At 40.2% G+C, this 25,032-nt stretch carries 27 protein-coding genes; 14 read left to right on the top strand and 13 right to left on the bottom strand.

Annotated features, from left to right (window positions below; translation table 11 throughout):
• Window positions 1–55 precede the first annotated feature (55 nt).
• The 6 genes from OQX61_RS12890 to OQX61_RS12865 all read left to right on the top strand — a co-directional run bounded on the left by OQX61_RS12890 (window position 56) and on the right by OQX61_RS12865 (window position 6,382).
• Entirely contained in the window at window positions 56–1,267 is a 1,212-nt protein-coding gene (locus OQX61_RS12890) for an IscS subfamily cysteine desulfurase (RefSeq protein WP_265842113.1), read from the top strand.
• Window positions 1,268–1,333: 66 nt separating this feature from the next.
• Entirely contained in the window at window positions 1,334–1,747 is a 414-nt protein-coding gene (iscU, locus tag OQX61_RS12885) for a Fe-S cluster assembly scaffold IscU (RefSeq protein ID WP_062549730.1), read from the top strand.
• A 60-nt stretch (window positions 1,748–1,807) separates the two neighbouring features.
• Complete coding sequence (locus tag OQX61_RS12880; protein ID WP_062549731.1) at window positions 1,808–2,134, top strand: iron-sulfur cluster assembly accessory protein; 327 nt, start codon at window positions 1,808–1,810, stop codon at window positions 2,132–2,134.
• Window positions 2,135–2,250: 116 nt separating this feature from the next.
• Window positions 2,251–4,158, top strand: a complete 1,908-nt coding sequence (locus tag OQX61_RS12875; RefSeq protein ID WP_265842112.1) for a long-chain fatty acid--CoA ligase — start codon at window positions 2,251–2,253, stop codon at window positions 4,156–4,158.
• 203 nt (window positions 4,159–4,361) lie between these two features.
• Window positions 4,362–6,083, top strand: coding sequence for a lysine--tRNA ligase (gene lysS, locus OQX61_RS12870; protein ID WP_265842111.1), 1,722 nt, complete (start codon window positions 4,362–4,364; stop codon window positions 6,081–6,083).
• An 86-nt stretch (window positions 6,084–6,169) separates the two neighbouring features.
• Entirely contained in the window at window positions 6,170–6,382 is a 213-nt protein-coding gene (locus OQX61_RS12865) for a hypothetical protein (RefSeq protein ID WP_265842110.1), read from the top strand.
• Window positions 6,383–6,427: 45 nt separating this feature from the next.
• Here the strand turns inward: OQX61_RS12865 and OQX61_RS12860 are convergent, their stop codons facing one another.
• A complete protein-coding gene (locus OQX61_RS12860) occupies window positions 6,428–6,967 on the bottom strand; it encodes a DUF2892 domain-containing protein (protein ID WP_265842109.1) in 540 nt (179 codons plus the stop codon).
• A 125-nt stretch (window positions 6,968–7,092) separates the two neighbouring features.
• Between OQX61_RS12860 and OQX61_RS12855 the strand changes: the two genes are divergently transcribed.
• A complete protein-coding gene (locus OQX61_RS12855) occupies window positions 7,093–7,605 on the top strand; it encodes a thioredoxin family protein (protein ID WP_265842108.1) in 513 nt (170 codons plus the stop codon).
• 3 nt (window positions 7,606–7,608) lie between these two features.
• Window positions 7,609–8,304: a uracil-DNA glycosylase gene (gene ung, locus OQX61_RS12850; RefSeq protein WP_265842107.1), complete on the top strand. Its 696-nt coding sequence runs from the start codon at window positions 7,609–7,611 to the stop codon at window positions 8,302–8,304.
• Between the two features lie 101 nt (window positions 8,305–8,405).
• On the opposite strand, the gene OQX61_RS12845 is transcribed toward ung, so the two are convergent.
• Complete coding sequence (locus OQX61_RS12845; RefSeq protein WP_048906633.1) at window positions 8,406–8,876, bottom strand: Lrp/AsnC family transcriptional regulator; 471 nt, start codon at window positions 8,874–8,876, stop codon at window positions 8,406–8,408.
• Window positions 8,877–9,014: 138 nt separating this feature from the next.
• Here OQX61_RS12845 and OQX61_RS12840 point away from each other — a divergent pair, with 138 nt between their 5' ends.
• The 3 genes from OQX61_RS12840 (at window position 9,015) to smpB (ending at window position 12,078) form a co-directional block, all read left to right on the top strand.
• Window positions 9,015–9,668, top strand: a complete 654-nt coding sequence (locus OQX61_RS12840) for a metal-dependent transcriptional regulator (protein WP_265842106.1) — start codon at window positions 9,015–9,017, stop codon at window positions 9,666–9,668.
• Between the two features lies 1 nt (window position 9,669).
• The gene (locus OQX61_RS12835; protein ID WP_265842105.1) at window positions 9,670–11,532 is read left to right on the top strand and encodes an Nramp family divalent metal transporter; all 1,863 of its coding nucleotides are present in this window, start codon (window positions 9,670–9,672) and stop codon (window positions 11,530–11,532) included.
• 96 nt (window positions 11,533–11,628) lie between these two features.
• Window positions 11,629–12,078: an SsrA-binding protein SmpB gene (gene smpB / locus OQX61_RS12830; protein ID WP_182961031.1), complete on the top strand. Its 450-nt coding sequence runs from the start codon at window positions 11,629–11,631 to the stop codon at window positions 12,076–12,078.
• Between the two features lie 16 nt (window positions 12,079–12,094).
• On the opposite strand, the gene OQX61_RS12825 is transcribed toward smpB, so the two are convergent.
• The 3 genes from OQX61_RS12825 to OQX61_RS12815 all read right to left on the bottom strand — a co-directional run bounded on the left by OQX61_RS12825 (window position 12,095) and on the right by OQX61_RS12815 (window position 15,706).
• Complete coding sequence (locus tag OQX61_RS12825; RefSeq protein WP_265842104.1) at window positions 12,095–12,751, bottom strand: protein-L-isoaspartate(D-aspartate) O-methyltransferase; 657 nt, start codon at window positions 12,749–12,751, stop codon at window positions 12,095–12,097.
• 85 nt (window positions 12,752–12,836) lie between these two features.
• Window positions 12,837–15,314, bottom strand: a complete 2,478-nt coding sequence (gene priA, locus OQX61_RS12820; protein ID WP_265842103.1) for a primosomal protein N' — start codon at window positions 15,312–15,314, stop codon at window positions 12,837–12,839.
• Between the two features lie 2 nt (window positions 15,315–15,316).
• A complete protein-coding gene (locus OQX61_RS12815) occupies window positions 15,317–15,706 on the bottom strand; it encodes a DUF423 domain-containing protein (RefSeq protein ID WP_265842102.1) in 390 nt (129 codons plus the stop codon).
• Between the two features lie 92 nt (window positions 15,707–15,798).
• On the opposite strand from OQX61_RS12815, the gene OQX61_RS12810 reads away from it, so the two are divergent.
• Window positions 15,799–17,364: a hypothetical protein gene (locus OQX61_RS12810; RefSeq protein WP_265842101.1), complete on the top strand. Its 1,566-nt coding sequence runs from the start codon at window positions 15,799–15,801 to the stop codon at window positions 17,362–17,364.
• 52 nt (window positions 17,365–17,416) lie between these two features.
• On the top strand, window positions 17,417–18,826 hold the full coding sequence (locus tag OQX61_RS12805; RefSeq protein ID WP_265842100.1) for a DUF5723 family protein: 1,410 nt from the start codon (window positions 17,417–17,419) through the stop codon (window positions 18,824–18,826).
• Window positions 18,827–18,831: 5 nt separating this feature from the next.
• Here OQX61_RS12805 and tsaB read toward each other — a convergent pair whose 3' ends face one another.
• The 7 genes from tsaB to OQX61_RS12770 form a co-directional block, all read right to left on the bottom strand.
• Window positions 18,832–19,515, bottom strand: a complete 684-nt coding sequence (gene tsaB / locus OQX61_RS12800; RefSeq protein ID WP_265842099.1) for a tRNA (adenosine(37)-N6)-threonylcarbamoyltransferase complex dimerization subunit type 1 TsaB — start codon at window positions 19,513–19,515, stop codon at window positions 18,832–18,834.
• Between the two features lie 21 nt (window positions 19,516–19,536).
• On the bottom strand, window positions 19,537–19,770 hold the full coding sequence (yidD, locus tag OQX61_RS24340) for a membrane protein insertion efficiency factor YidD (RefSeq protein WP_182961045.1): 234 nt from the start codon (window positions 19,768–19,770) through the stop codon (window positions 19,537–19,539).
• Window positions 19,754–20,149: a ribonuclease P protein component gene (locus tag OQX61_RS12790; protein ID WP_265842098.1), complete on the bottom strand. Its 396-nt coding sequence runs from the start codon at window positions 20,147–20,149 to the stop codon at window positions 19,754–19,756. The genes yidD and OQX61_RS12790 overlap by 17 nt, the downstream gene beginning before the upstream one ends.
• Window positions 20,150–20,212: 63 nt before the next feature.
• Complete coding sequence (gene rpmH / locus OQX61_RS24335) at window positions 20,213–20,371, bottom strand: 50S ribosomal protein L34 (protein WP_073232865.1); 159 nt, start codon at window positions 20,369–20,371, stop codon at window positions 20,213–20,215.
• Between the two features lie 109 nt (window positions 20,372–20,480).
• On the bottom strand, window positions 20,481–21,218 hold the full coding sequence (locus tag OQX61_RS12780; protein ID WP_265842097.1) for a LytTR family transcriptional regulator DNA-binding domain-containing protein: 738 nt from the start codon (window positions 21,216–21,218) through the stop codon (window positions 20,481–20,483).
• Complete coding sequence (locus tag OQX61_RS12775; RefSeq protein WP_265842096.1) at window positions 21,218–22,258, bottom strand: histidine kinase; 1,041 nt, start codon at window positions 22,256–22,258, stop codon at window positions 21,218–21,220. Before OQX61_RS12775 ends, OQX61_RS12780 begins: the two co-directional genes overlap by 1 nt.
• Window positions 22,259–22,294: 36 nt before the next feature.
• The gene (locus OQX61_RS12770) at window positions 22,295–23,107 is read right to left on the bottom strand and encodes a DUF5668 domain-containing protein (protein ID WP_265842095.1); all 813 of its coding nucleotides are present in this window, start codon (window positions 23,105–23,107) and stop codon (window positions 22,295–22,297) included.
• 179 nt (window positions 23,108–23,286) lie between these two features.
• On the opposite strand from OQX61_RS12770, the gene OQX61_RS12765 reads away from it, so the two are divergent.
• Window positions 23,287–24,156 carry a ChaN family lipoprotein gene (locus OQX61_RS12765; protein ID WP_265842094.1) on the top strand — a complete coding sequence of 290 codons (870 nt, stop codon included), beginning with the start codon at window positions 23,287–23,289 and terminating at the stop codon, window positions 24,154–24,156.
• A 150-nt stretch (window positions 24,157–24,306) separates the two neighbouring features.
• On the opposite strand, the gene mscL is transcribed toward OQX61_RS12765, so the two are convergent.
• Complete coding sequence (gene mscL / locus OQX61_RS12760; RefSeq protein WP_265842093.1) at window positions 24,307–24,750, bottom strand: large conductance mechanosensitive channel protein MscL; 444 nt, start codon at window positions 24,748–24,750, stop codon at window positions 24,307–24,309.
• Between the last annotated feature and the right edge of the window lie 282 nt (window positions 24,751–25,032).

Raw genomic sequence — 25,032 nt, 5'->3', positions numbered from 1 at the left:
ATTGTTGGCATTCTTTTTTCGTACATTTGTCTATTATTAAGAATAATTACATACGATGGAACTTCCTATTTACTTAGATAACAATGCAACTACTCCCCTTGACCCAAGGGTATTAGAAGCGATGCTACCATATTTCACCAACAAATTTGGTAACGCTGCCAGCCGTAACCATGCTTTTGGATGGGTGGCAGAAGAAGGTGTTGACTACGCTCGTGAACAAGTGGCGAAACTAATTGGCTGTACTGATAAAGAAATCATCTTTACTTCAGGTGCTACAGAAGCAGACAATTTAGGTATCAAAGGAGTTTATGAAATGTATCAGGACAAGGGTAATCATATCATTACCGCAACTACTGAGCACAAAGCAGTATTAGATGCTTGTAAACACCTGGAGAAATTAGGTGCAAAAGTAACTTACCTGCAAGTGAAAGAAGATGGTTTAATCGATCTTCAGGAGCTTGAAGCTGCAATGACTGAACAAACTATCTTAGTTACCATCATGTATGGTAATAATGAGATCGGTGTAATTCAGCCAATCAAAGAAATTTCTGCTATTGCACATAAATATGGTGCATTATTCATGACTGATGCAACACAAGCTGTAGGAAAGATTCCTGTAGATGTAAATGCTGATGGTATTGACTTAATGGCATTTTCAGCACATAAAATGTACGGACCTAAAGGTGTTGGTGCATTATATGTACGCCGTAAAAACCCAAGGGTTAAAGTAACTGCACAGATCGATGGTGGTGGTCATGAGCGCGGTATGCGTTCAGGAACATTAAATGTACCTGGTATCGTAGGTTTGGGTAAAGCATGTGAACTTTGCCGTTTGGAAATGGATGAAGAAGCAAAACGTTTATCTGCTTTAAGAGATAAATTAGAAGGCGCTTTATCTCAAATGGAAGAAAGTTACGTGAATGGTAACACTGAACACCGTTTGCCACATGTTGCCAATATCTCCTTTAAATATGTAGAGGGTGAAGGCTTAATGATGTCGATGAAAGACCTTGCTGTATCTTCAGGATCTGCTTGTACTTCCGCTTCATTAGAACCTTCTTATGTATTGAAAAGCTTAGGTCTTTCTGATGATTTAGCACACTCTTCTATCCGTTTCGGATTGGGTCGTTTCACGACTGAAGAAGAAATTGATTTCGCTATTGAGCACACTAAGGCAGCAGTTAATCACTTAAGAGAACTTTCTCCACTTTGGGAAATGTTTAAAGAAGGAATTGACTTAAGTAAAATTGAATGGGCTGAGCACTAAGCTTCAACCCTTAACAAACAATATTTAAATACAATCCCCGGAAACGGAGATTTGGAGGAAAACAAAATGGCATACTCAGAAAAAGTAATGGAACACTATACCAACCCTAGAAATGTTGGTACTTTAAATAAAGATAGCAAGAATGTAGGAACAGGATTAGTTGGTGCACCTGAGTGCGGTGACGTTATGCGCCTACAGATTGAAGTTGATGACAACAATGTGATCACTGATGCAAAATTCAAAACCTTTGGTTGCGGATCTGCAATTGCTTCTTCTTCTTTAGCTACAGAATGGTTAAAAGGAAAAACTGTAGATGAGGCTTTGACCATCGACAATATGGACATCGTGGAAGAATTGGCTTTACCGCCGGTAAAAATTCACTGTTCAGTATTGGCTGAAGATGCGATCAAATCTGCAATCAACGATTACCGCGTTAAAAACGGTATGGAACCAATTGCAATGCCTAAATCTCATCACTAATTTCAATCTTAGTTTGGCAGGCAATTTGTTTTGCTATGCTAAACTTTAATTTTTAAACCGATGATTACGATAACCGATAAAGCGAAAAGCAAAATTGATCACCTGATGCAAGATGCGCAGATGGATGATACTTATTTTTTGCGCGTCTCTGTAAAAGGCGGAGGTTGCTCTGGTTTATCATACAATTTAGATTTTGATAACGAAGAGAAAACCGGAGACCAGTTTTTCGAAGACAGAGGTATCAGGATTGCATTAGATATGAAATCCTTCCTTTATCTTGCCGGTACTGAGCTTGACTTTTCAGATGGTCTAAACGGAAAAGGATTCAATTTCCATAACCCTAACGCAAGTCGTTCCTGCGGTTGTGGCGAGAGTTTCTCTGTTTAACTAATACACCTTATTGATTTAAAAGGGCACATCAGTGCCCTTTTTTCATGTAACTGATTTTTTCTTTCCAAAGAAAAGTTTATCATTGTTCCTCCAATCAAACAAAATATTATAACATGGTATCATTTAATGAGTTTTCTACCGTTCCCGGCCTCTTGAGAAATGTGGTAGAAAACATCCATAAACCAACAGAGACTTTTCTCATTCATAAGAAGAATGCAGACTGGGAAGAAATCTCTTTTGAAACAACACTGCAACGTGCAGATGCGGTAGCTTCATTTTTTCTGGATAAGGGAATTGTAAAAGGAGACCGGATGGGTTTAATGATCGAGAATTCGCCCGACTATGTTTATTATGATCAGGGTATCCAGCAGATTGGTGCCATTAACGTCTCTATCTACCCTACGCTATCGGAACAGGAAGTTACTTATATCATCAATGATTCAGGAATTAAAGCGATTCTGATTGGCAATCCTTTTCTATATAAAAAAGTAACCAAAATAGCGGAAAACTGTAGAAACCTGCAATACATCATTCCGGTTTTCGCAGATTATCAAAAGATAGCCCTGCCGGAAGGAATGAAAGCAGAAGTGATCCCTTTCTCTACTTTACTGGAAACTCCGGTAAGCGAGGAAAGACGCGCAGAAATTACACGCATTCGTGAAACCTTACGTCCCTCCGATACTTCCTCCCTGATTTATACATCAGGTACTACGGGCACGCCGAAAGGTGTGGTCTTGTCGCACAACAACTTTGTACAAAACGTGAAAGTGTGTTTGCAGCAAATCCCTATTATCGACGAAACTGAAACCTTTTTATCTTTCCTTCCCTTATCTCACGTGTTTGAGCGAACAGCAACTTATCATGTCTGCTGTGCCCAGGGCTGTAAAATTGCCTATGCTCAAAGTCTGGAACTGCTGGCAAAAAACATGGCAGAGATCAAACCAACAGTGATGAGCTGTGTGCCCCGTTTATTGGAAAGAATCCATGATAAAGCCATTAAAAGCGGAACTGCCGGTGGAGGGTTAAAATCAAAAATCTTCCTTTGGGCTTTAGATATCGGCCAGGAATACCGTAATGAGAAAGAAGCCGGCAGAAAACCAGGACTGATTTTGTCGGCTAAAAAAGCGGTTGCAGAAAAACTCGTATTCAGCAAAATCAAGGAGAAGACCGGTGGCCGTTTAAAATTCATGTTATCTGGTGGTGCAGCTTTGCCTAAAAATGTGGGTGAGTTCTTCGGGAACCTGGGTATTAAAGTTCTGGAAGGTTTTGGCCTGACGGAAACCTCACCGGTAATGGCGGTAACGGAATATGACCGACAAGTCTATGGTACAGTTGGTCGTGTAATCCCGGGTATTGAAATCGGAATTCAAAACGTAGAAACCAAAGAAATCATCAATATTCAAACCCATGAAACCTTTCAGGAGGATTTTGAATGCGCAGAAGGGGAAATTATTGTCCGCGGACATTGCGTGATGCAGGGCTATTTTAATAAGCCTGCCGAAACTGCCGAAGCGATAGATAAAGACAACTGGTTCCATACCGGTGATATTGGCAGGTTCTATAAAGGAAACCTACAGATCACCGATCGTTTAAAAAACATGATTGTCAATGCTTATGGTAAAAACGTATACCCTACTCCGGTAGAAAACATTTATCTGAAAAGCCCTAAAATTGAGCAGTTGTTCCTGATTGGTGATAAAAGAGAGTATTTAACCGCCATCATTATCCCAAATAGAGAAACCTTACAGGAAGAATTCAAGCTTTCAGAAGCCTTTTTTCAACAGCCTCAACTGTTTATTGAAGATAAAGAGATTGTAGACTGGATGGCTAAAGACATCAAAAAACTCTCTAATGAGCTGGCTAAATTTGAGCGCATCAAGAATTTCAAGATCAAAAGAAACCCTTTTACAATTGAAGATGGTGAGCTTACGCCTACCATGAAAGCGAAAAGAAAAGTCATTGAAAACAAGTACGCCGCCAGCATCGACGAGATGTATACGGAAGAAATAGAGGTTGATTAAACCCACTTTCAGCACATAGTCTGCGGATTAAAGGAGCTAATTTTCACAACTGTTATACTTGTTATAATAATTGTGATATATAATACCTCCTTTAATCGTATAAAAACATCACAAATCACTATTTTTGTGAGATCACAGGAATCTGTGATTTAAATCAGCATAAAATAAACCTTTTCCGGCATGATGCCGGACAGATCACAAATATGAGTACAGGACTATCAGAACAAGAGTTGTTGCGTAGAAATTCGCTAAACCAACTTCGTGAATTAGGGATCGATCCCTACCCTGCTGAAGCATTTGAAATCAATGCCAATGCAGCAGATATTTTAGCTAACTACGAAAGAGATAAGACTGCATATAAGAACATCAGCATTGCAGGCCGTATCATGACCCGCAGAATTATGGGGAGTGCTGCCTTCGTAGAATTGCAGGATTCGACAGGAAGAATACAAGTTTACTTAAAAAGAGACGAACTATGCCCTGATGAGGATAAAACCTTATACAACACCGTATTTAAGAAGTTATTGGATCTGGGAGACTTTATAGGCGTACAAGGCTATGTATTCACTACCCAGACCGGAGAGATTTCTGTTCACGTTACGGAGTTCAAATTGTTATCAAAATCTCTGAAGCCTTTACCAGTGGTAAAACGCGATGAGGAAGGAAATATTTACGATGGTTTTACTGATCCGGAAATGCGCTACAGACAGCGTTATGTGGATCTTACCGTAAACCCTGGTTTCAAACAAATTTTCATCAACCGTTCAAAAGTCATCAATACGATGAGAAATTACTTTGATGAACAAGGTTGGATGGAAGTAGAAACGCCAATTCTTCAGCCTATCCATGGTGGTGCAGCGGCACGTCCGTTTGCGACACACCACAACACCCTGGATATGCCTTTGTACCTGCGTATCGCAAATGAGCTTTACCTGAAAAGGTTAATCGTAGCTGGTTTTGACGGCGTTTATGAATTCGGTAAAATGTTCAGAAATGAAGGTATGGACCGTACGCATAACCCGGAGTACACCGCTATGGAAATCTATGTAGCTTACAAAGACTACATCTGGATGATGGCCATGGTAGAAGAATGTCTGGAAAAAATTACGGTAGCTATTCATGGTAAAGCAGAAATTGAAGTGGGTAAACACAAAATCAATTTCGAAGGTCCTTATGAAAAACTGACCATGTACGAATCTATCCAGAAATATACTGATATCGATGTATCAGCTATGACGGAAGACCAGATCAGAGCAGTATGTACCAGCCTGAATATCGAAGTAGATAATTCTATGGGCAGAGGAAAGCTGATTGATGAGTTGTTTAGTGAGAAAGTTGAAGCCAACCTGATCCAACCCACTTACATTACAGATTATCCTTTGGAAATGACTCCTCTGGCTAAAAAGCACAGAAGTAAAGAAGGTCTGGTAGAAAGATTTGAGCTGTTTGTAAACGGTAAAGAAATTGCCAATGCTTACTCTGAGCTGAATGATCCTATCGATCAGAAAGAGCGTCTGGTAGAGCAATTGAAACTATCTGAAAGAGGTGATGATGAAGCTATGGCAATGGATGAAGATTTTCTTCGCGCATTGGAATATGGTATGCCTCCTACTTCTGGTTTAGGTATCGGTATTGACAGGTTAGTGATGTTAATGACCAACCAGTCTACCATCCAGGAAGTTTTATTCTTCCCTCAGATGAGACCAGAGAAAAAAGCAAAAGTAACTACTGATGAAGATTTCGTTAATGCAGGTATCCCGGCAGAATGGGTTCCGGTAATCAGAAAGCTGAACATCAACACGATTGAAGAATTAAAAGCAGCCAACCCAAATAAGGTTTTTAACGACTTAGGAGGAATGCGCAAGAAATTGAAGCTGGAATTAACGATGCCTTCAAAAGAGGACGTTGAAGCCTGGTTTGCTTAACAAACTGATAACATAAACTTAAAGGCCTGCTACATAAATTGTAGCAGGCCTTTTTTAATTTAGAGCATATTTAAAACATGAAAATTATGTATAGCTCAAGTTTAGAAATCACAGAAAACGAATACTGCATTAAGCTCAGCAAAGAAGACTTCGACCTGACTTTAATCCGTCAGCTGATCAAGAGGATCCAGTCGGAGCAATTGTTCTTCAGCAAGAAGAAAGAAGAGCTGGACGGCGACATCATCAGCAGATCAAATGAACGCAATTATGAGAACTTTGACAGATTGAGTGAAAAATAAAAAGCCACATTCTCATGTGGCTTTTTATTCAATTCTTAAATATTCTTATTTGTATCTTACTTGTTGTTGTCTGTCCATCATTCCCATCTGATCTTTCATCTGTTTGATCTGGTCAGCAAGTAATTTATTCTTATCAGCCTTCTTCGCTTCCGCCAGATACATCTGCGCTTCTCTTTTATTTCTCTTTCCCATTGCAATTCCCGCAAGGCTTAACTTAGCCAATGCGATATTGTGGTCCATAGTCATTCCCAATGAAAGTGCTTTCTTGAAGTATTTCTCAGAAGCCATTGGTGTTTTTCTGGATTCAATTAAACCGATCAACAGGTTGTAATAACCATGTTGTGCTCTGATCAATTGTTTCTCATAATCAGTAATTCTTCTTAAGAAAACTTCCGATTTAGGCATGTTATCTTTTCTCAAATACCATTGAGCCAGTAACATATTCTCATTGAAGAAGTAAGTTACCAGGATTAAAAGACTGATGAAAAATGCTAATATTCCCCATCCCCATAAACCGAAAACCATCAGGGCTATGGCCCCTCCTAACACTGCGAAACCTATAATAAGGCGAACTATATTTGGCATATTCCTTTTAAATTATTTTTTGCAAATATCGTGTTTATATCACAAAAAGCAGATTTAATTTATAATTTCAACAAAAGAAAAGGATAAGTATCCCGATCAACCTATAAAACCAACCCAAACCTGTGATGAAAAAGTTAATTACCTTTACGCTATTATTATTTGCTATGACAGCCAGTTCACAAGAAATCAACAAGAAAACCAAAGACGATACCGGGAAGGTCACCGGATTGATCAACATTTGCAGCAGGGCGGGTTTACAAGCCCTGCCAGATACGCAGCACAGGTATGACCTGGAATATCCGGCTTATCAGCCAGATCAGGCTACATTGAGCGCCCTTCAACCTTTGATGAAAGATAAGAAAATCACGATGGTGATGGGAACCTGGTGCGGCGACAGTCAGCTACAGGTTCCTCATTTTTACAAAATTCTGGATGCTTTAAATATTAAAGAAGCAGACATTACCTTGATTTGTGTAGACCACAGCAAGAAAGCTGAAAACGGACTCATAGATGGGATGAACATTAGCCATGTGCCTACATTCATCGTTACTGCAGCAGGAAAAGAGCTGGGTCGTATCACAGAATCACCAGTAGAAACACTGGAAAAAGATATGTTGAGTATCTTCGCGAAAAAATAAAATATGTTTGTTGATATAGATACACCACTGAATATAGATAAAAGTTGGCTAAGCCATTTGGAGCCGGAGTTTGATAAACCATACCTGAAAGCTTTAGAAACATTTTTACTGGAAGAAAAACAAGCGGGACACAAGATCTATCCTCAAAGCAGCGATGTATTTAATGCATTAAACCATACGCCATTCGATCAGGTGAAGGTGGTAATCCTTGGACAAGACCCCTATCATGGGCCGGGACAGGCACATGGTCTATCTTTTTCCGTACAAAAAGGAGTAAAAGTTCCTCCTTCCTTAAAAAACATTTATAAAGAACTGAGCACAGATATTGAAGGTTTTAAGACGCCTGACCATGGGGATCTAACCCAATGGGCAGATCAGGGCGTACTTTTACTGAATGCGACCTTAACCGTCAGGGCAAAAACAGCTGGCTCGCATCAGAAAAGAGGATGGGAAATGTTTACCGATAAGATCATTACGGAATTATCGGAAAAAAGAACAGGATTGATTTTCATTCTCTGGGGTGCCTATGCGCAAAAGAAAATCGCTTTGATAGCTACCAGTAAGCATACCGTGATTACTGCGCCACACCCCTCTCCTTTCTCTGCATACACAGGTTTTTTCGGCAGTAAGCCATTTTCGAAAACCAATGCACAATTGATTATGCAGGGAGAAAGCCCAATCAACTGGCAAATCAGCTAAAAAAACAAAAGGGGTAATTCAACCTACATTGAACATAACCCCTTTTGAATAAAACAGGATCCCCCCTGTTTTTCCTAATTGAATAGGTTAAAGAAATAATTTTAGTACTCCAAAGGAACAATAGGTTCTTTCTTTGTCGTAGACATAATCATCATCGTTTGAAAAGTTTTCACCACGGAGATTTTACTGATCTTATCCATGATCAAACGTTCATAAGCTTTGATATCGTTCACGTAAACCTTCAACAGAAAATCTGCTTGTCCGGTTACATGGTGACATTCTGTAATTTCCTTGATCTGGTTCACTTCGTCAAGAAAAATCTGAATGGTATTGTTCTTATGAAAATCTAATTGAACCTGGATAAAAGTTTTGATTCCTAATCCTAGCTTCTCTTCATCCACTAAGGCATGGTAACTTTTTATGAAACCCGACATTTCCAGTTTACGTACCCTTTCTAAGGTTGGTGCCGGAGAAAGTCCGATTTCCTGGGATAAAAGAAGATTGGTAATCCTACCGTTCTCTTGTAATAGTTTCAGTATTTTAAAGTCTGTTTTATCTAGTTCTGCTGCCATCTGTGTTTAAAATATAGTCAAAGGTAGACTATCAACAGCAAAATCACCAAATTTTATTCTAAAAATCGTACAAATAATTGTAGTTTATTTCTCTTTATTTTTTTAGATTTGTCTAAACATTTAGTTAGACACACAAAAATGCAATCATTCACTGAAGAGAACTACCTGAAAATCATCTACCATTTATCGGAGAACAATGAGGGCGCTGTACAAACCAATGCGATTGCTGAAAAGATGCAAACCAAGGCAGCTTCGGTTACTGATATGCTCAGAAAGCTTTCTGAGAAGGAGCTGATCAGCTATAAAAAGTATCAGGGTGCACATTTAACCCCTCTTGGCAGGCAAACGGCAATCAATGTGATCAGAAAACACCGCCTTTGGGAAGTATTTCTGGTGGAAAAACTAAATTTCAAATGGGATGAAGTTCATGACATTGCAGAAGAGCTGGAACACATCAATTCCCCCGAACTGGTAGAACGTTTGGATGAATACCTGGCTTTCCCAAAAAATGATCCGCATGGCGATCCGATTCCTGACAAAAACGGGAATTTCGATTTCGTTCCATTTATAAAGCTCAGTAAGCTTAAAAAAGACGATAAAGGACTGATTATGGGCGTGAGTGAACATTCCTCCGCTTTTCTGAAGCACCTGGAAAAATTAGGACTTACGTTAGGAAAATCATTAACCATTAGTGCCATCAATGATTTTGATGGCTCAGTAGAAATCATTGTAGAAAACAAAAAGACAAGTGTAACCAGGGAAATAGCCAGGCACATACTCATCAGAATTTAACATGAAGCATTCCGAATCTCTAAGCGAAGTAAATCAAACCGTAGACACCCACAAGCGTAAAGGCTGGCGTCGTATTTTATCATTCATTGGCCCTGCTTATCTGGTGAGTGTTGGTTATATGGACCCCGGAAACTGGGCCACAGATATTGCAGGGGGTAGTAAATTCGGATACCAGTTGATCTGGATACTGTTAATGTCTAACCTGATTGCCCTTTTATTACAATCTCTAAGCGCCCGGTTAGGTATCGTTAGAGGATTGGATTTAGCCCAGGCCTCCAGAAACGGTTATCCTAAATGGATCAACATCCCATTATTCGGTCTTGCTCAAACGGCCATCATCGCCTGCGATCTGGCAGAAATCATTGGTATGGCCATTGGTTTACAACTTTTATTCGGACTTCCCTTAATCTGGGGAATCAGTCTTACCATTTTTGATACGGTTTTGTTATTGTTTCTGCTCAATAAAGGCATGCGTAAAATGGAGGCTTTTATCGTTTCCATGGTATTTATCGTCGGCGTATCCTTTCTCGTAGAGATGTTTATTGTAGAACCGAATTTAAAAGAAATTGTTAAAGGATTTGAGCCTTCCATGTTGTCAGGTGACGCTTTATACATTGCTATCGGTATCATTGGGGCCACTGTAATGCCACATAACCTATACCTTCACTCCTCTCTGGTGCAAACCAGGAAGTTTGAACGGGATGAAAAAGGTATCAAAGAAGCCATTAAATTCAATTTCATTGATACTGCAGTCGCGCTTAACCTTGCATTTTTTGTTAATGCAGCGATCCTGATCCTTGCCGCAGCAGCCTTCTATAAAAACGGCTTACATGAGGTTGCGGAGATACAGGATGCCCACCGGCTATTACAAAACATCTTCGGAGATGTGGCTCCTGCGCTATTTGCCATCGCTTTAATTGCTGCCGGACAAAGTTCAACCATAACCGGTACTCTTGCCGGACAAATCGTAATGGAGGGCCATTTAAAGTTGAGAATCCAGCCCTGGTTGCGCCGTTTAATCACCCGTTTACTAGCGATTATCCCTGCTTTCTTTACCATTTTAATTCTTGGAGACGACGCTTTAGGTGGTTTACTGATTTTAAGTCAGGTGGTACTGAGTTTACAACTCGGCTTTGCGGTTATCCCATTGATCCATTTCACTTCTGATAAAAAAACGATGAAAGGTTTTGCCATCAAACCATGGGTAAAAGTCCTGGCGTGGGTTAGTTCTATTGTCATTGTCGCACTAAATGTGAAACTGGTGCTGGAAGAAATCAGTACCTGGACGAGTAACAGTCACAGCTGGTATTTATATGTATTGGTGATTCCTGCGGCCATTCTGATTGGCTTATTGTTATTATATGTTTTCATTTATCCGCTGTTAAACAAAGCGAAAGTAGGGCAGCACAATGCGCCACACGGCGATGCAATGGATATCGAGGATGTCGAGAAAATCAAATATGCACGTATTGGCATCACTGTTGATTTCTCTAAAAACGATAGAAACACCATCCGTCATGCACTGACTCAAGGTGGAAAACATGCACATTATTACCTGATTCACGTGGTAGAAACTGCTGTTGCCAGGTATTATGGAGAAGCTGCATTAGATGCAGAAACCCTGAGTGATGCGGAGAACCTGGAGAAATACCTGGCAAATCTAAAAGAGCTGGGCTATAAATCTACCGCTCACATTGGCTACGGGGGTACTGTAGCGGCAATTGTGGAGATCAGTAAACAAAATGACCTGGAATTATTGGTAATGGGCGCTCATGGCCACCAGGGTCTGAAAGACCTGATTTTGGGAACTACTGTCAACTCGGTAAGACATAAAGTAACTATTCCGGTATTAATTGTCCGATAAAATTCAGAAATCACTATTTCTTTCGGATATTAGCGGTATTCTTATAAAATCCGGCATAGAATTTATCTCTGCCGGGCTTTGTGAAAATTGAGACCAATGAAGAACGATATTCAAATTAAAAATAAAAGAGCTTACTTCGATTACCATATTGTAGAGGAATTTAATGCCGGATTAGCCCTCTTGGGTACCGAGATTAAAGCCATCAGACAGGGTAAAGCAAATATGTCCGATGCCTTTTGCATGTTCATAGGTGATGTGCTCTACGTTAGAAACTTACATATTTCCGAATATAGCCACAGCTCTTTCCACCATCACGACATTAAGCGCGACAGAGTTTTGCTGCTTCATAAAAAAGAGCTTAAAAAGTTAAAGTTCAGAAGTGAAGAAAAAGGATATACCATTGTTCCTTTAAGGATTTACACCAATGACAGGGGGTATGCAAAGATCCAGATTGCTTTGGCACAGGGTAAAAAAGAATTCGACAAAAGAGATAGCATCAAAGACAGAGAATCCAAAAGAGAAATGGATCGTGCAATGAAGGAATAAGAAACCTGGCTTTAATTTACCAGGCCTGATCTCCTACTAAAGGCACAAAGCGGAAGGTATCCAGTTCAATTCTATCGTAATCTGTTTCGCTTATGCGGATCACGGTAACCATTTTCTGGATATTTTCATCGCCAACAGGAATCACAAGTATCCCCCCTATTTTCAATTGCTTTAGTAGTGCTTCAGGAACCCATGGGGCACCGGCCGTCACAATAATCTTATCATAACTGGCATGTTCAGGGATTCCTTTAGAACCATCGCCTAAGAAAAAATGAGCATTGTATCCCATTCCAGGCAAAACACGAATGGTATGGCGGTAAATACTTTCCTGGCGTTCAATCGTGTACACGTTGGCACCCAATTCCATTAAAATACAGGTTTGATAACCAGAACCGGTACCAATTTCCAGCACTTTATCTCCTTTTTTGATGTGGAGCAATTCACTTTGATAAGCTACCGTGTAAGGTTGTGAAATCGTTTGACCATCGCCAATAGGAAAGGCAATATCTTTATAAGCCTGGTTCCAGAAAGTTTCATCAAAGAAAAAATGACGCGGTACTTTCCCTATGGCTTCCAGCACCTTTTTATCTGAGATGCCTCTTCCTTCAAGATGAGCTACCAATTTCTTTCTCGCTCCCCGCTCCCTGTAATTATCTACAAACTTATATGCCATTACTCAAAAATAGGTTTTTGAAAACTAATGCGCTTACATAATCGACGGCTAAATTATAATCGTCACAGTATCAATCGCAATAAAACTAATAAGGATCTACATCCACCTGAACAATTGCTCCACGGTACTCCTTTTCTGCCTGGAATTGCAAAATAACGTCCTTCAATACCGATTTCACTTTAGTGATGGCCGTATTTTTATCGGCTTTAATGATGATTTGTTTAATATAATAATTCCTGATTCTGCCTACCATTGGTTGCTCCGGACCTAGTACACGACTTCCCAAATGTCCTTTCAGCACATTCGCGAATTTTTGAGCGGCAACATTTAGCAGATTCATGTCTTTATGCTTGATGTTGACAAAAATAACCCTGGTAAATGGTGGATACTGGAACTCTCTCCGCTCACGAATTTCATCCGTGTACATTTCCTGGTATTTGTTGTCAATTACCTGTGTAATGATCCTGTGTTTATCATCATATGCCTGAATAATCACCTTTCCTTGCTTGTCCCTCCTTCCGGCTCTACCAGCCACCTGAGCCAGTAATTGATAGCTTCTTTCAAAAGCTCTGAAATCCGGATAGTTCAATAAAGTATCCGCATTAATCACGCCAATTAAAGTCACATTATCAAAATCTAATCCTTTGGCTACCATCTGGGTACCAATCAGGATATCGGTTTTCTTTTCCTGGAAATCGGATATGATTTGTTGCAGTCCATTTTTAGTCCGGGTGCTGTCTACATCTAATCTGGCGATTTTCGCCTCAGGGAAGATCAGCGACAGCTCCTCTTCCACCCTTTCGGTTCCGAAACCTTTTTGCTCAATATGTACAGAACCACAAGCCGGACAAACATTGATACTATTTTGATGGTATCCGCAATAATGGCAATGTAATTTCCCGCTGGTTTTATGGTAAGTCAGGCTCACATCACAGCTCACACATTTTGGGGCATAACCACAAGTTGCACAGATCAGAATCGTCGCATAACCACGTCTGTTTTGAAACAGGATAACCTGTTCTTTTAACTTCAATGTTTCTTCAATTTCTTCCACCAGTTTGGTCGAAAAATAGGAAATCATCTTTTTCTTTTTAGTCTCTTCTGAAATACTGATCACTTCCTGAACTGGTAATGCTACACCGCCAAATCTTTCGGACATGGTGACCAGTCCATATTTCTGATGCAGGGCATTGAAGTAACTTTCAATTGATGGCGTTGCCGACCCTAACACGACCTTTGCCTTATGCAACCAGGCCAGATACACTGCTGCATCCCTCGCCTGATAACGTGGAGCAGGTTCCTGCTGCTTGTAAGAAGATTCATGCTCTTCATCAATTACAATCAGTTTTAAATTCTGGAAAGGCAAAAACACAGCAGATCGGGCACCTAATACGATACGATACTTACCATTTAGCACCTTATTCCAGATTTCTACCCGTTCATTATTGTTAAATTTAGAGTGATACACGCCAATGGCATCCCCGAAATAACGTTGGATACGTTCTACAATCTGAGTAGTCAGGGCAATTTCGGGCAAAAGGAACAAAACCTGTCCACCGTTTTCAATTGCTTTTTCAATCAATCTGATATATACCTGTGTTTTACCTGAAGCAGTTACTCCATGTAATAACACCACATCTTTCTTTTCAAATTCAGTTTCAATTTGTGTCAAAGCCAACTGCTGGTTTTCACTCAGTTCAAAGTTCAGCACGAAATCCTCGTCCTGGTCTTTGAGCCTGCTCACCGGTTTCTTCTCAATCACAAAAACTTCCTTATCCATCAACGTTTTCAGCGCCGCTGGCCCACAATCACTCTCTTCCAGCAGTTGTGCCTTCGGAATTACTCCTTGTTGCCTGGATAGCTTTAAAAAAGTCAGCAGTGCATTCATTTGTTTCGGAGCCCTTTCCAGTACAGAGAACAATTGTTTCAAATTTTCCTCTTCCTGATAAAAAGAATGCAGCGTAACGAATGACTTTAACAACGGTTTATACTTTTCAATCACCTCTTCGGCGATATAAACCATTTCTTTATCCAGTAAAGTATTGATGATGGGGTATACGGTTTTCTGCCCTAATAAAGCCGATACCTGATCTATCGTAAGACGACCATGCACTTTTAAGGCATTGATCAGTGTCTCCTGCTTCAGATTGAGTACCTCTCCATCCTGAGGAAATTCCTCTTTCAGAACGATGATCGTTTCACTGGCCAGTTTCAGTCCTGCGGGCAAAGCAGCCGACATCACCTCACCCTCATTACAAAGGTAATAGCTCGTCATCCAGTCCCAGAACTCCAACTGTGAAGTAGTAATGACCGGATGTTCATCTACCACATCAATGATATATTTCGCCTGATAAATTTCAGGTGCCTGCTGACTGATACTTTTAATCAGTGCCGTATAAATCTTGCTTTTTCCGAATTGAACCACCACACGCTTCCCTATCGCTACCTGATCATTCAATTCATAAGGTACCCTGTATATATAGTTTTTCGCCAGAGAAAGGGGTAGGATCACCTCAATAAACAGGGTTTCCCTTTCTTCGAATTCCAGTTGACCAGAACTCATCCTTACTTATTATTTGAAGCGGCAAAGAACAAACTTCCCCATCCAAGAATAAACAGTAATCCACCAATCGGTGTAACCGGCCCTAAAACAGCTCCAAACCCAATATGGGTAATCTCTCTGGTGGCCAATAAATATAGCGATCCTGAAAACAGGATAATTCCAAAAGTGAAGAAAATGTAAGCCAGTTTGAGTAGCTTAGGTTGATTCATACTCAGCTGCGAAAGAAACAATAAAGCAAAAGTATGATAAAACTGATATTCCACTCCTTTACTCCATATTTCCAATGCTTCAGGGCTGACCTGACTTTTTAAACCATGGGCACCAAAGGCACCTAATATGACTGCTGTTAATCCAAATAGAGAGGCGGTTAAAATAATAGGTCTGTTGCTCATAAAATCGGCTTTTTTAATCTTCCAAAATTAAGAAACCTGGTTGCATTTTCTTAGTAATCCCAACTTATTAAATTAAATTTGTAAGGACAGCAATGAAAAAGATCCTACTTAGCATCATCACCCTCCTGACGGCCATTGTAACCATGGCCTATTTATACTTTTCTAAACTAAATACGGCTCATGCAGAGTCCGACCTCAGCCTCTATGCCGCGGTCAGTGAATCAGGTTTTATCTTCTCTTTTGAGCAGGATAAAAGCGTGCTGGATCTATTAAAGGGACAAGATAACTTTGAGGAAATCATGGGCGCGGAGAAATTCAAATCCTTACAGTCCTTAAAAGAACATGTCCTTGCCTCGCCTGCATTAAACCGGCTTAGTCAAAAACAAACGGTATACCTGGGTATTCTTCCCGGCAAGGGAAAAGCACTGGATTTCATCATCAGTACGCAGAGCGATAAAGACATCAGCAGAACACAGCTGTTTCATGCGTTAAAAACCGCAGCCATACAGGTAGACAGCACCGCGGGGCAGACAAAATTAACCTTAGCAGACAGCAGTATTTTTTACCTGGGTATCAAAGATCATTTGATCCTCTTATCCAATCGTCCGGAGCCCATCAAAAACATATTGTCAAAACCTACCGATAAAAATGACGACCAGTTTGTAGATTATATCAAATCCGGCAGTAAATTGTCGAAAAACAGTCTGGCCCAACTGTACGTTAATTTCAACCGCATCCCGGCATTACTTAAACCTATGATCCCCGGAAAGTTAAACGGCGAGCTTGCCATCCTGAATCAACAGGATGCCTATGCTCTGTTAACGTATAATTTCAGCAGAGAAAAGGTGCTCTTCACGGGAACAACCTATTTCAAGAACCCCAACAGTTATTACCTGTTGTTTGCGGAAGAAAGCCCCCAGAAGATGAATATTCAGAACATTCTGCCGGAACGCACGGCCAATTACAGCATTTATGCTATAGATAAATATGAGCCCTGGAGCAAAAAACTGGAGCAATGGTTTACACAGCATAAAGAAGCTCAGAAAAGAGCAAAGCTTGCCGAAGCTATCAACCAGAAGTATCACCTAAACCTGGAATTGCTGTTTCCAAAATACTTTCAAAATCAGATGATGACTTTTCAATTGAGTACAGGCGAAAAACTGGGTGCCATTAACCTGAGCAATGGGGATAAACTGGATCAGCTGCTGATTGATTTAAGCGAAGATTACTCAGATGACCTGAAATTATTTAAAGAACCGGAGCTTTTGTACACTTATTTTGGCTTGCCTTTTCAATCTTTCAAAAAACCTTATTACACGATTCTTGACAATTTTCTGGTTTTCGCCAATACTGCCTCCACTTTAGAATCCTTTTTAAATGATTACAGAGCGAATAAATTGTTGATCAATACTACCGGATTCATCAATATGAGCAATCAACTACCGAATAATTCCAACCTTAATTTCTACATAGACCACCGGAATTCCCGAAATCTATTCGCCAAAAATGTAAACCTTCCCTTTTTCAACCAATTCAATAACGAAAAAGCATTGAAAAACTATGAGTCTTTCGTTTATCAATTGTCAGGAGATCATGGGAAATTTCAAACAAATCTGCTGATAAACAAGTATATTAATTCAGGAAAAGATTTTCAATAACCTCACTTCAAATAATTAATAATCATCAGCTTTGTTAAGCAAATAACAAAATATGTTAAAAAAAGCGCTCCCTGTTTTCCTTTTAATCTTATTCGCCCAACAACTTAAGGCGCAACAATATGGCCTTTTCAATACCAAAACACTGTTTGATGGTTTTGAAAATCCAGCTCAAAAAGTATTCACCCTGGATTCTTCCAGACAATATGCTTCTAATTTTTTACTGCCTTATCTGGGGATAAATGCAGCAAGTAAGGGTAATTCTGATTTTGTTCGTAAATTGTTCAACGAGCAGATTTACGATTCAGCAGATATCCCCCTGGGAAAGAAAGGCTTCAATACCCTTTATCAGCATACCAATGCCTACCTCTTGACACTTAAAATATTTAACAGTTACAAATACCAGAAAGAGTTAGGTTTCTCCTGGCAGCTCAGAACAGATGGGCTGGCAAAATACACCAATGAAACACTGGTGCTCCTCGATAACTATTCCAGACTGGAAAATGAGATGCCTAAAAGCGGTGCCTTTAATGACAAAGGCTATGCGCAGACCTACCACCAATTCAGCGTCACTTACAGAGAAAATTACTCGAAGAGACTGGCTTTCGGTGCCAAACTGAGTCTGTTGAGCGGAACCAGCTACAACCAGCTCAACATCACCGACTCCGACCTGGACATTGACCAAAGTACTGGTCGTTTAAGTGCAAAATTTGTCGGAAATTACCGCAGTACCTTTAAAGATGTCAATGAGCTAAATACCAACACCTTTATGCCTACGTTTAAAAATCCAGGCGCATCGATCAGTTTAGGGACTTCTTATCAGAGTAAAAGCGGTTATTTCCTGATGGCCAACCTTAAAGACCTTGGTTTCATCAGATGGAATAGTGAATCTTATACCAAAAATGTCAATGAAATTATTGAAATAGAAGGAACTACCGACAGCAAAAAGCAATTTCAAAACCGCCTTAGCGATGCATTGCTTAAAGATTCCGAAAGACGTGGTTTTTTCTCTGCTACCAATGCAAAAATAGATGTTATGTTATCAAAAAGCTTCGGCCTCTGGACTCCATCCATGATTGTCTCTAAAAACCTGTTCTTTACAGGTGGGGATGCGGTGATGGTCAATAAATTCAGGTATAATGGCTTTTCTGTATCAGCCAGCCCTACTTACAATTTCCACCAGCTATTTTACCTGGGACTTCAAACCATGTATCAAACCCCTAATTTCGAAGTATTTCTTGGTTCGGATGATGTCTTAAAAACCACCAGTCAGGCTCAGGGAATCATCAATAAAGATGCAACTATAGGTAAAGGGTATAACGGTGCTTCCGTCTATTTTGGAATTGGGATAAAGTTCGGCAACTATGTGGAACACCCGCAAAACAGCAGTACCATGCCGGGTATAGGAGAAGAATCACCAGGTTTATTCAAACGCCTGTTCAGCATCTTCTCTAAAAAGAAATAATCACCTTACTTCTTCTTTGGCGTTGTAAAAACGAAATCTTTTAAGTAAAAAGGCTCAAAATAGGCCACATCTTCGAACTTACCTCGTGTGTAAGCGGCCATGGCCAACGCGCTCATGTTGCCGGCGGAGTTAAAATTGGCAGTAGAAAAATGCGCATTTTCATGTTGTAATGTCTCTGCGCATTTTGCGGCACCGTCTCCGATAAATACAACTTTTTGCGCCGTTAACAAGCTTTCAAAGCTTTGTTCATCAATAATTTTCGCTTCTACAGGGGATACGTAATCCAGTTGCGCATCAAAAACTGCAGTGAACACTTCCATTCTTCGGGCATCAATCATCGGGCAAACCAGTCCTTCCTGAAGCGATTCGGCTTTCAAAAAACCTCCAGCCATCATTTGTAAAGTATCAATTGCGATTAATGGCTTGTCTAATGCAAAACAAAGACCTTTAGCGGTTGACACCCCAATTCTCAATCCGGTATAAGAGCCCGGTCCTTTACTTACGGCAATCGCATCCAGTTCAGAGAACTTTAGTCCGGCGCTATCCATTACAGATTGAATGAATAAAGTAAGGCTTCCCGCATGAATATTACTGGCCATTTCTTCTTTCAGGGCAATGGTTTTCCCATCCTGAGAGATTGCGGCAGAACAAACTTGTGTAGCGGTTTCGATTTGAAGTATGGTGATCATCGGTTATGTAAATATTCAGGATTAAGGAACAGGATCATGGCCATGTGCCCCCCAGGGGTGACAACGTCCAATCCGCTTCAAAGTTAACCATCCTCCTTTAAAAGGGCCATGCTTTTTTATCGCTTCTATTCCATATTGGGAACAGGTAGGCGTAAAACGGCAATTAGCTCCCAATAACGGCGATATAAACCATTGATATAGCTTAATTAGTCCTAAAAAGAACCAACCGATTACCAGTTTAACTGCCCTGATCATTTTTAATGTTGCCGATTAACCTTTTCAAAGCACCCTCCATTTTCTTCTCCAAAAAAGAGAACTCATAAATCTTCTTACCCACATATTGGATAGAAAAAATCAGGAGCTTTTCTGATCCTTCCAAAGATGGATACAGCTCTGTTTGTTTTTGTAAACGATACACCTCACGAATCCTCCTCTTGATCAGGTTCCTGTCGACCGCTCTTTTAAAGCGTTTCTTGGGCGCGTTGATCACTACCTGAGCAGGGAAACTATGCGGAACATCTACAAAGTGCCAGGAAATGCGGAATGGGTATAATAAAAAAGAAGAACCGTCTTTAAATAGCAGATCTAAAAGTTTTCTACTACATAACCGTTCTTCTTTATTAAATGTGTTCATGTTTTTGATCGCAAATTTGCAGATATTGTGATCTGCTAACACTTATTGTGCTGCAATCAAAAATTATGCTTTGTGACGACGTTCGTCAGAAACTGATAGCTTACTTCTTCCTTTTGCACGACGAGAAGCTAATACTCTTCTACCGTTTGCTGTAGCCATTCTTTCGCGGAAGCCGTGTTTGTTTCTTCTCTTTCTTTGCGAAGGTTGGAATGTTCTTTTCATAACTGTATTATATCTTAGACTATTTTTTTAAATAAGAGGTGCAAATATAGCTTGATTTTATTTTAATTGCAAATAGAATTCAAGGTAGTTTGCATTTTTCCTTAAAATCTTACAAGCCAAGCGCTGCTTTAAGCTTAATATAGCCCGTTTTACTTACCGGAAGCCATATATCAGATTTTAAAAGAACAATATAACTGTCCTTTTCTTTCAGTTCTATCTTTGTCACCTGGGCCAAATTTATGATATATGATCGATGAATACGAATAAATTGTGAAGATTCTAACGTTTGTTCAAAAAAGCTCATCGTCTTATTCTTATGAAAAGCGCCTTCAGTGGTACTTAGCTTCACATAATCGTCGTCTGCTTCGAGGTAATGAATATCTGCTACAGGGATGATTTTTATGACCCCATTCTTCTTAACAACCACTCTATTCTGCTGGGCAGGGTTCAGTGAAGCCGAATCTAACAGCTCACGACTGTACTGTTCTGTCTGATTTAAGCGCGCTGGTAATTTTTGTATCGCCTGGTCGAATCTGCTTTTTTCTATCGGTTTCAATAAATAATCTACGGCATTTACTTCAAAAGCTTTAATGGCAAACTCATCGAAGGCTGTGGTAAAGATCACCGCAGGATGCTGTTCTACCAGTTCCAGCATTTCAAAGCCATTGATCTTAGGCATTTGGATGTCCAGGAAAATAAAGTCCGGCTGGTGCTGTGTAATGGCTTTAATTCCTTCGAAGCCATCGCTGCATTCCGCAACCACCTCAATATCGGGAAAGCTGCTCAGATAATGTTTTACGACATCCCTGGCCAGGGATTCATCATCAATCAAAATGGTTCTCATCATTATTTCTGAGGTATTTTTAGCGTTGTTATATATATATTCTCTTCTGTAGCCCTGGTCTGGAGCAATTGTTCATCACCAAACAGCAGGTATAACCTGCGTTTAATGGCCGATAATCCGAATCCCGTCCCGCCTGTCGCCCTCATTTCCGGATCAAAAGGGTTTTGCACCGTAATCACCAGCCTGTTGTTTTCTACTTTCACAAAAATGGAAATCGTAATCGCGGCAGCAGTGTTGTACAAACCAAATTTAATCGCATTCTCCACAATAGGCTGTAAGAGAGTGCCTGGCAGGCATAAATCTAAGGTTTCTTCTGCAACTTTTACTTCAATATTTAAACGATGACTAAAGCGTACTTTTTCAATATCGAGGTAGAGTTGAATATACTCCATTTCCTCTTCTACCTTCACCCAAATTTCATCGTCTCTTTTCAGGTTTCCTCTTAAAAAAGAAGCCAGCTTCATGATCATATTCCCTGCTTCTGTGGGATTCATGATGGTTAATGCGTAAACAGAATTGAGACTATTGAAAAGAAAATGGGGCTGTAACTGGTGGCGTAATTTATTCAATTCTGCTTCTTTGCTCAGGTTTTGGGCGATCAGTAAGCGCTCCTGAGTGGCTGATTGTTCTTCCAGGCGATACCATAAAATATTAGCCACCGCACACCAGGCGAGGAAAACAAACACGATAATAAACCTTAAAATCAGCGACAGCTGCAAAAAACTCTGGTAAGTCTGCTCATCGGCAAACAAATAAGAAAGCGCTACATTGCTGACAAAAGTAATGACGCCAGCCAGCATCAGGGTGATCACCAGCACAAACAGAATTGTTTCATTTTTCGGTTGATAATAGCCCAGCATATTGCTTAAAATCATGCAGGCCAGGGCCAGAAGCCCATTGGTAACGAGGCTATCCGCAACCGATATATACCAGTTAAAATTTAATGTAAAATAGAAAAGCAAGACAAATACCGAGGTCCAGGCTAAAAAAATTGCCAGTGCATATCGTTTAATGTTCTTATTAGCCAGAGGTCTGTTGGTCAAAACACTTGAATTAGGTGGTGAAAATTGTATTTCTAATTAAAAATTGCGAATCTCAACCCCTCCAAACAAGGCCAGTCCGGTAATTTTAATGATCTTAGTTCCTCCATCGGAAATCATCACCGGCCCCCTCTTATCCTCTATCCCACCAAAAATCGCAGTCACTTCCGATTTCACAATCCAGCTGGAAGGAATAATAATTTTAACCCCTCCAAAAACGGCCACTACTTCCAGCACAATTGCCCCTTCAAAATCTGCCTGGGTCAGGTTTACATTGCAGCCTCCAAAAACCGCTACCATATCTCCCCCTTTAAAATTCTTAGAATATACATGCTGATCTGTACCGCCAAACACGCATACGGCATCGATCACATCGTTTTCATCCACCCAGTCTGCAGCTTTAGGCTGCTCTTCAGCAGGAGCATCCCCTGCTCCGGCCTCCGTAAAAGTACTTTCGGTAAAAGAAGTATCTGTAAAAGCACCTTCCGTAAAATTGGCCTGTTTCTTTTTCCATTTCGCCCCGTTGATGCGACTGGATTTCGGTTTAAAGATCAAATACAGCCCCATTACAATAAGGGCGACTGCAAAATAATATTTTGTCACATCGCCATCTACTATATCCCGTAAAGTGAAATATCCACCCACCAACACCATGGCCAGCCAACCCTTGCCTTCAAAATTTCTTTTGTACCCAACCAGCAAGCCGATGATGATTAAAAGCGTATGCCAGCTTAGCACCCAATGTGGCAAACCTAAGCCCATGTTCCTTAACAGGAACACCAGTCCAATCCCCAAAAGAACCAAGCCTGCCCATGTGCTATTGTTTTTTTTACCCTCGTTCCACTTTTCCATGGTTATCAATTTATTCGTTTATTTATGTGTTTTCTACTCAAATGTAACAGATCAACTATCATTTACAAACGGCAATGACCCAGGATGCGCAGTATAGTCGGTAAAGCCCCATTTTTTATCGGTAAAAATTATTCGTTAATTTGGAATAATTCTAATTAACAAAAGAACACTACTGAAATATGAGAAAATTAATAATTGCATTGCTTTGCAGCCTTCCACTCTTTTCAATTGCACAGACGCCAACTGCACAGTATAAAGTATATGATGTAAAACAGCAAAAAGTCATTCAGCTGAACGATTTGCTACATGATATGAAAGAAATTGATGTATTATTTTTCGGAGAAGAGCACAACGATTCCATTGGCCACCTCCTGGAATTTGAACTCTACAAAAACCTCAGCAGCAGTTATCCAAAAACCGTTTTAAGCTTAGAGATGTTCCATACTGACATTCAGCCGGTGATGGATGAATACTTATCGGGACTGATTTCTGAGAAAAACTTCCTGAAAGAAGCCAGAGTATGGAAAAACTATGAAGACTATAAGCCGATGATTGAATACGCAAAAACGAATCATTTGCCGGTTATTGCGGCCAATGCGGCCACACGCTATAGCAATGCCGTCAGTAAATCAGGTTTATCCATATTGGATCAGTTTCCGGAAAGCTCCCGTTCTTTTCTTCCTCCCCTGCCTGTAGATACGGCTAGCGGAAAATATTATGACAAGTTTATAGACATGCTCGGCGGTCATGGTATGGGTGGCATGAAAATCTACCAGACGCAAAACCTTTGGGATGCCACCATGTCCTCCTCCATTGCCAAATACCTGAAAAGCCATAAAGGGGCTAAGGTTTTCCAGCTGAATGGCCGTTTTCATAGTGATGAGCAACTGGGCACTTTAGCCAAATTGAAAACCCTGCTCCCTAAATTAAAAATAGCCAATATCTCCTGTTTTTCAGGCGAAGATTTTACAACGCCGGACTGGGCGAAATACAGCAAACTTGGCGATTATATCATCCTGACAGACCCTACGGTTAAAAGAACCTTTTAAGCTGCTTCAAGTCTAAAATCCAGAGCTAACAGGGAAACCTAAAGCAAAAAAAATCAATAGCACATAAAAAAACCACCTGATCAGGATAGACTGCTTCATAGGTAATGAATCAAGTCCCAATCAGGTGGTTTAATAATTATAAATCCCGGCTTACTTATTTTTCAGTAAATCGCGGATCTCAGTAAGTAATACTTGTTCTTGTGTTGGTGCAGGAGCTGGCGCAGGAACTTCTTCTTGTTTTCTTTTCATTTTATTGATGGCTTTTACCATTAGGAAAATGATGAATGCCAGAATAAGGAAATTGATCACTTCTGTTGCAAAGTTTCCCCATGCAAACACAGGGCCCATTTTCCTGGCATCTTCCAGAGAAGCGGTAGGATTGCTGGCCACAAAATCTCTAACCTTCGCACTTAGCGGGATGTAGAAGTTGACAAACCCCTTATCACCAATCAGTAAACTGATCGGAGGCATAATCAAGTCATTGACCAGGGAAGTCACAATCTTGCCGAAAGCGCCTCCAATAATTACACCGACAGCCAGGTCAATCACATTGCCTTTGACTGCAAATTCCTTAAATTCTTTTACAAAGCTCATAAGTAGTATTAATTTTAGATGTTAAACGTCCTAATAAAAGTAGTTAATTAATTTCAAAAACTGCATCTATTGCTGCTATTCCCTACTCCATTTACAGCTGATCGGAATAAACCCCATGTACTGAGGGCAAAAGAAACCTCTTTTTAACCTGGATTATAGAGATCGAAAAGAGAATAATGGAAAATGTTTTAAGAAAACCTGATTTCTAAATCCCTTTATTCCTGCTAAACACACAATAATACTTTGTCTTGATAGTTTATATGTAAACCAAATTCGTATTTT

The organism is Pedobacter sp. PLR, from assembly GCF_026239675.1.
Taxonomy (GTDB): domain Bacteria; phylum Bacteroidota; class Bacteroidia; order Sphingobacteriales; family Sphingobacteriaceae; genus Pedobacter.
The sequence above is the reverse complement of the archived record's forward strand: the minus strand, read 5'-3'. Positions and strand labels throughout refer to the sequence as shown.

Excerpts from the sequence above, each read along its gene's own strand:
- OQX61_RS12890 (WP_265842113.1), top strand. The coding sequence starts at position 56 with ATGGAACTTCCTATTTACTTAGATAACAATGCAACTACTCCCCTTGAC.
- iscU (WP_062549730.1), top strand. The coding sequence starts at position 1,334 with ATGGCATACTCAGAAAAAGTAATGGAACACTATACCAACCCTAGAAAT.
- OQX61_RS12880 (WP_062549731.1), top strand. The coding sequence starts at position 1,808 with ATGATTACGATAACCGATAAAGCGAAAAGCAAAATTGATCACCTGATG.
- OQX61_RS12875 (WP_265842112.1), top strand. The coding sequence starts at position 2,251 with ATGGTATCATTTAATGAGTTTTCTACCGTTCCCGGCCTCTTGAGAAAT.
- lysS (WP_265842111.1), top strand. The coding sequence starts at position 4,362 with ATGAGTACAGGACTATCAGAACAAGAGTTGTTGCGTAGAAATTCGCTA.
- OQX61_RS12865 (WP_265842110.1), top strand. The coding sequence starts at position 6,170 with ATGTATAGCTCAAGTTTAGAAATCACAGAAAACGAATACTGCATTAAG.
- OQX61_RS12860 (WP_265842109.1), bottom strand. The coding sequence starts at position 6,967 with ATGCCAAATATAGTTCGCCTTATTATAGGTTTCGCAGTGTTAGGAGGG.
- OQX61_RS12855 (WP_265842108.1), top strand. The coding sequence starts at position 7,093 with ATGAAAAAGTTAATTACCTTTACGCTATTATTATTTGCTATGACAGCC.
- ung (WP_265842107.1), top strand. The coding sequence starts at position 7,609 with ATGTTTGTTGATATAGATACACCACTGAATATAGATAAAAGTTGGCTA.
- OQX61_RS12845 (WP_048906633.1), bottom strand. The coding sequence starts at position 8,876 with ATGGCAGCAGAACTAGATAAAACAGACTTTAAAATACTGAAACTATTA.
- OQX61_RS12840 (WP_265842106.1), top strand. The coding sequence starts at position 9,015 with ATGCAATCATTCACTGAAGAGAACTACCTGAAAATCATCTACCATTTA.
- OQX61_RS12835 (WP_265842105.1), top strand. The coding sequence starts at position 9,670 with ATGAAGCATTCCGAATCTCTAAGCGAAGTAAATCAAACCGTAGACACC.
- smpB (WP_182961031.1), top strand. The coding sequence starts at position 11,629 with ATGAAGAACGATATTCAAATTAAAAATAAAAGAGCTTACTTCGATTAC.
- OQX61_RS12825 (WP_265842104.1), bottom strand. The coding sequence starts at position 12,751 with ATGGCATATAAGTTTGTAGATAATTACAGGGAGCGGGGAGCGAGAAAG.
- priA (WP_265842103.1), bottom strand. The coding sequence starts at position 15,314 with ATGAGTTCTGGTCAACTGGAATTCGAAGAAAGGGAAACCCTGTTTATT.
- OQX61_RS12815 (WP_265842102.1), bottom strand. The coding sequence starts at position 15,706 with ATGAGCAACAGACCTATTATTTTAACCGCCTCTCTATTTGGATTAACA.
- OQX61_RS12810 (WP_265842101.1), top strand. The coding sequence starts at position 15,799 with ATGAAAAAGATCCTACTTAGCATCATCACCCTCCTGACGGCCATTGTA.
- OQX61_RS12805 (WP_265842100.1), top strand. The coding sequence starts at position 17,417 with ATGTTAAAAAAAGCGCTCCCTGTTTTCCTTTTAATCTTATTCGCCCAA.
- tsaB (WP_265842099.1), bottom strand. The coding sequence starts at position 19,515 with ATGATCACCATACTTCAAATCGAAACCGCTACACAAGTTTGTTCTGCC.
- yidD (WP_182961045.1), bottom strand. The coding sequence starts at position 19,770 with ATGATCAGGGCAGTTAAACTGGTAATCGGTTGGTTCTTTTTAGGACTA.
- OQX61_RS12790 (WP_265842098.1), bottom strand. The coding sequence starts at position 20,149 with ATGAACACATTTAATAAAGAAGAACGGTTATGTAGTAGAAAACTTTTA.
- rpmH (WP_073232865.1), bottom strand. The coding sequence starts at position 20,371 with ATGAAAAGAACATTCCAACCTTCGCAAAGAAAGAGAAGAAACAAACAC.
- OQX61_RS12780 (WP_265842097.1), bottom strand. The coding sequence starts at position 21,218 with ATGATGAGAACCATTTTGATTGATGATGAATCCCTGGCCAGGGATGTC.
- OQX61_RS12770 (WP_265842095.1), bottom strand. The coding sequence starts at position 23,107 with ATGGAAAAGTGGAACGAGGGTAAAAAAAACAATAGCACATGGGCAGGC.
- OQX61_RS12765 (WP_265842094.1), top strand. The coding sequence starts at position 23,287 with ATGAGAAAATTAATAATTGCATTGCTTTGCAGCCTTCCACTCTTTTCA.
- mscL (WP_265842093.1), bottom strand. The coding sequence starts at position 24,750 with ATGAGCTTTGTAAAAGAATTTAAGGAATTTGCAGTCAAAGGCAATGTG.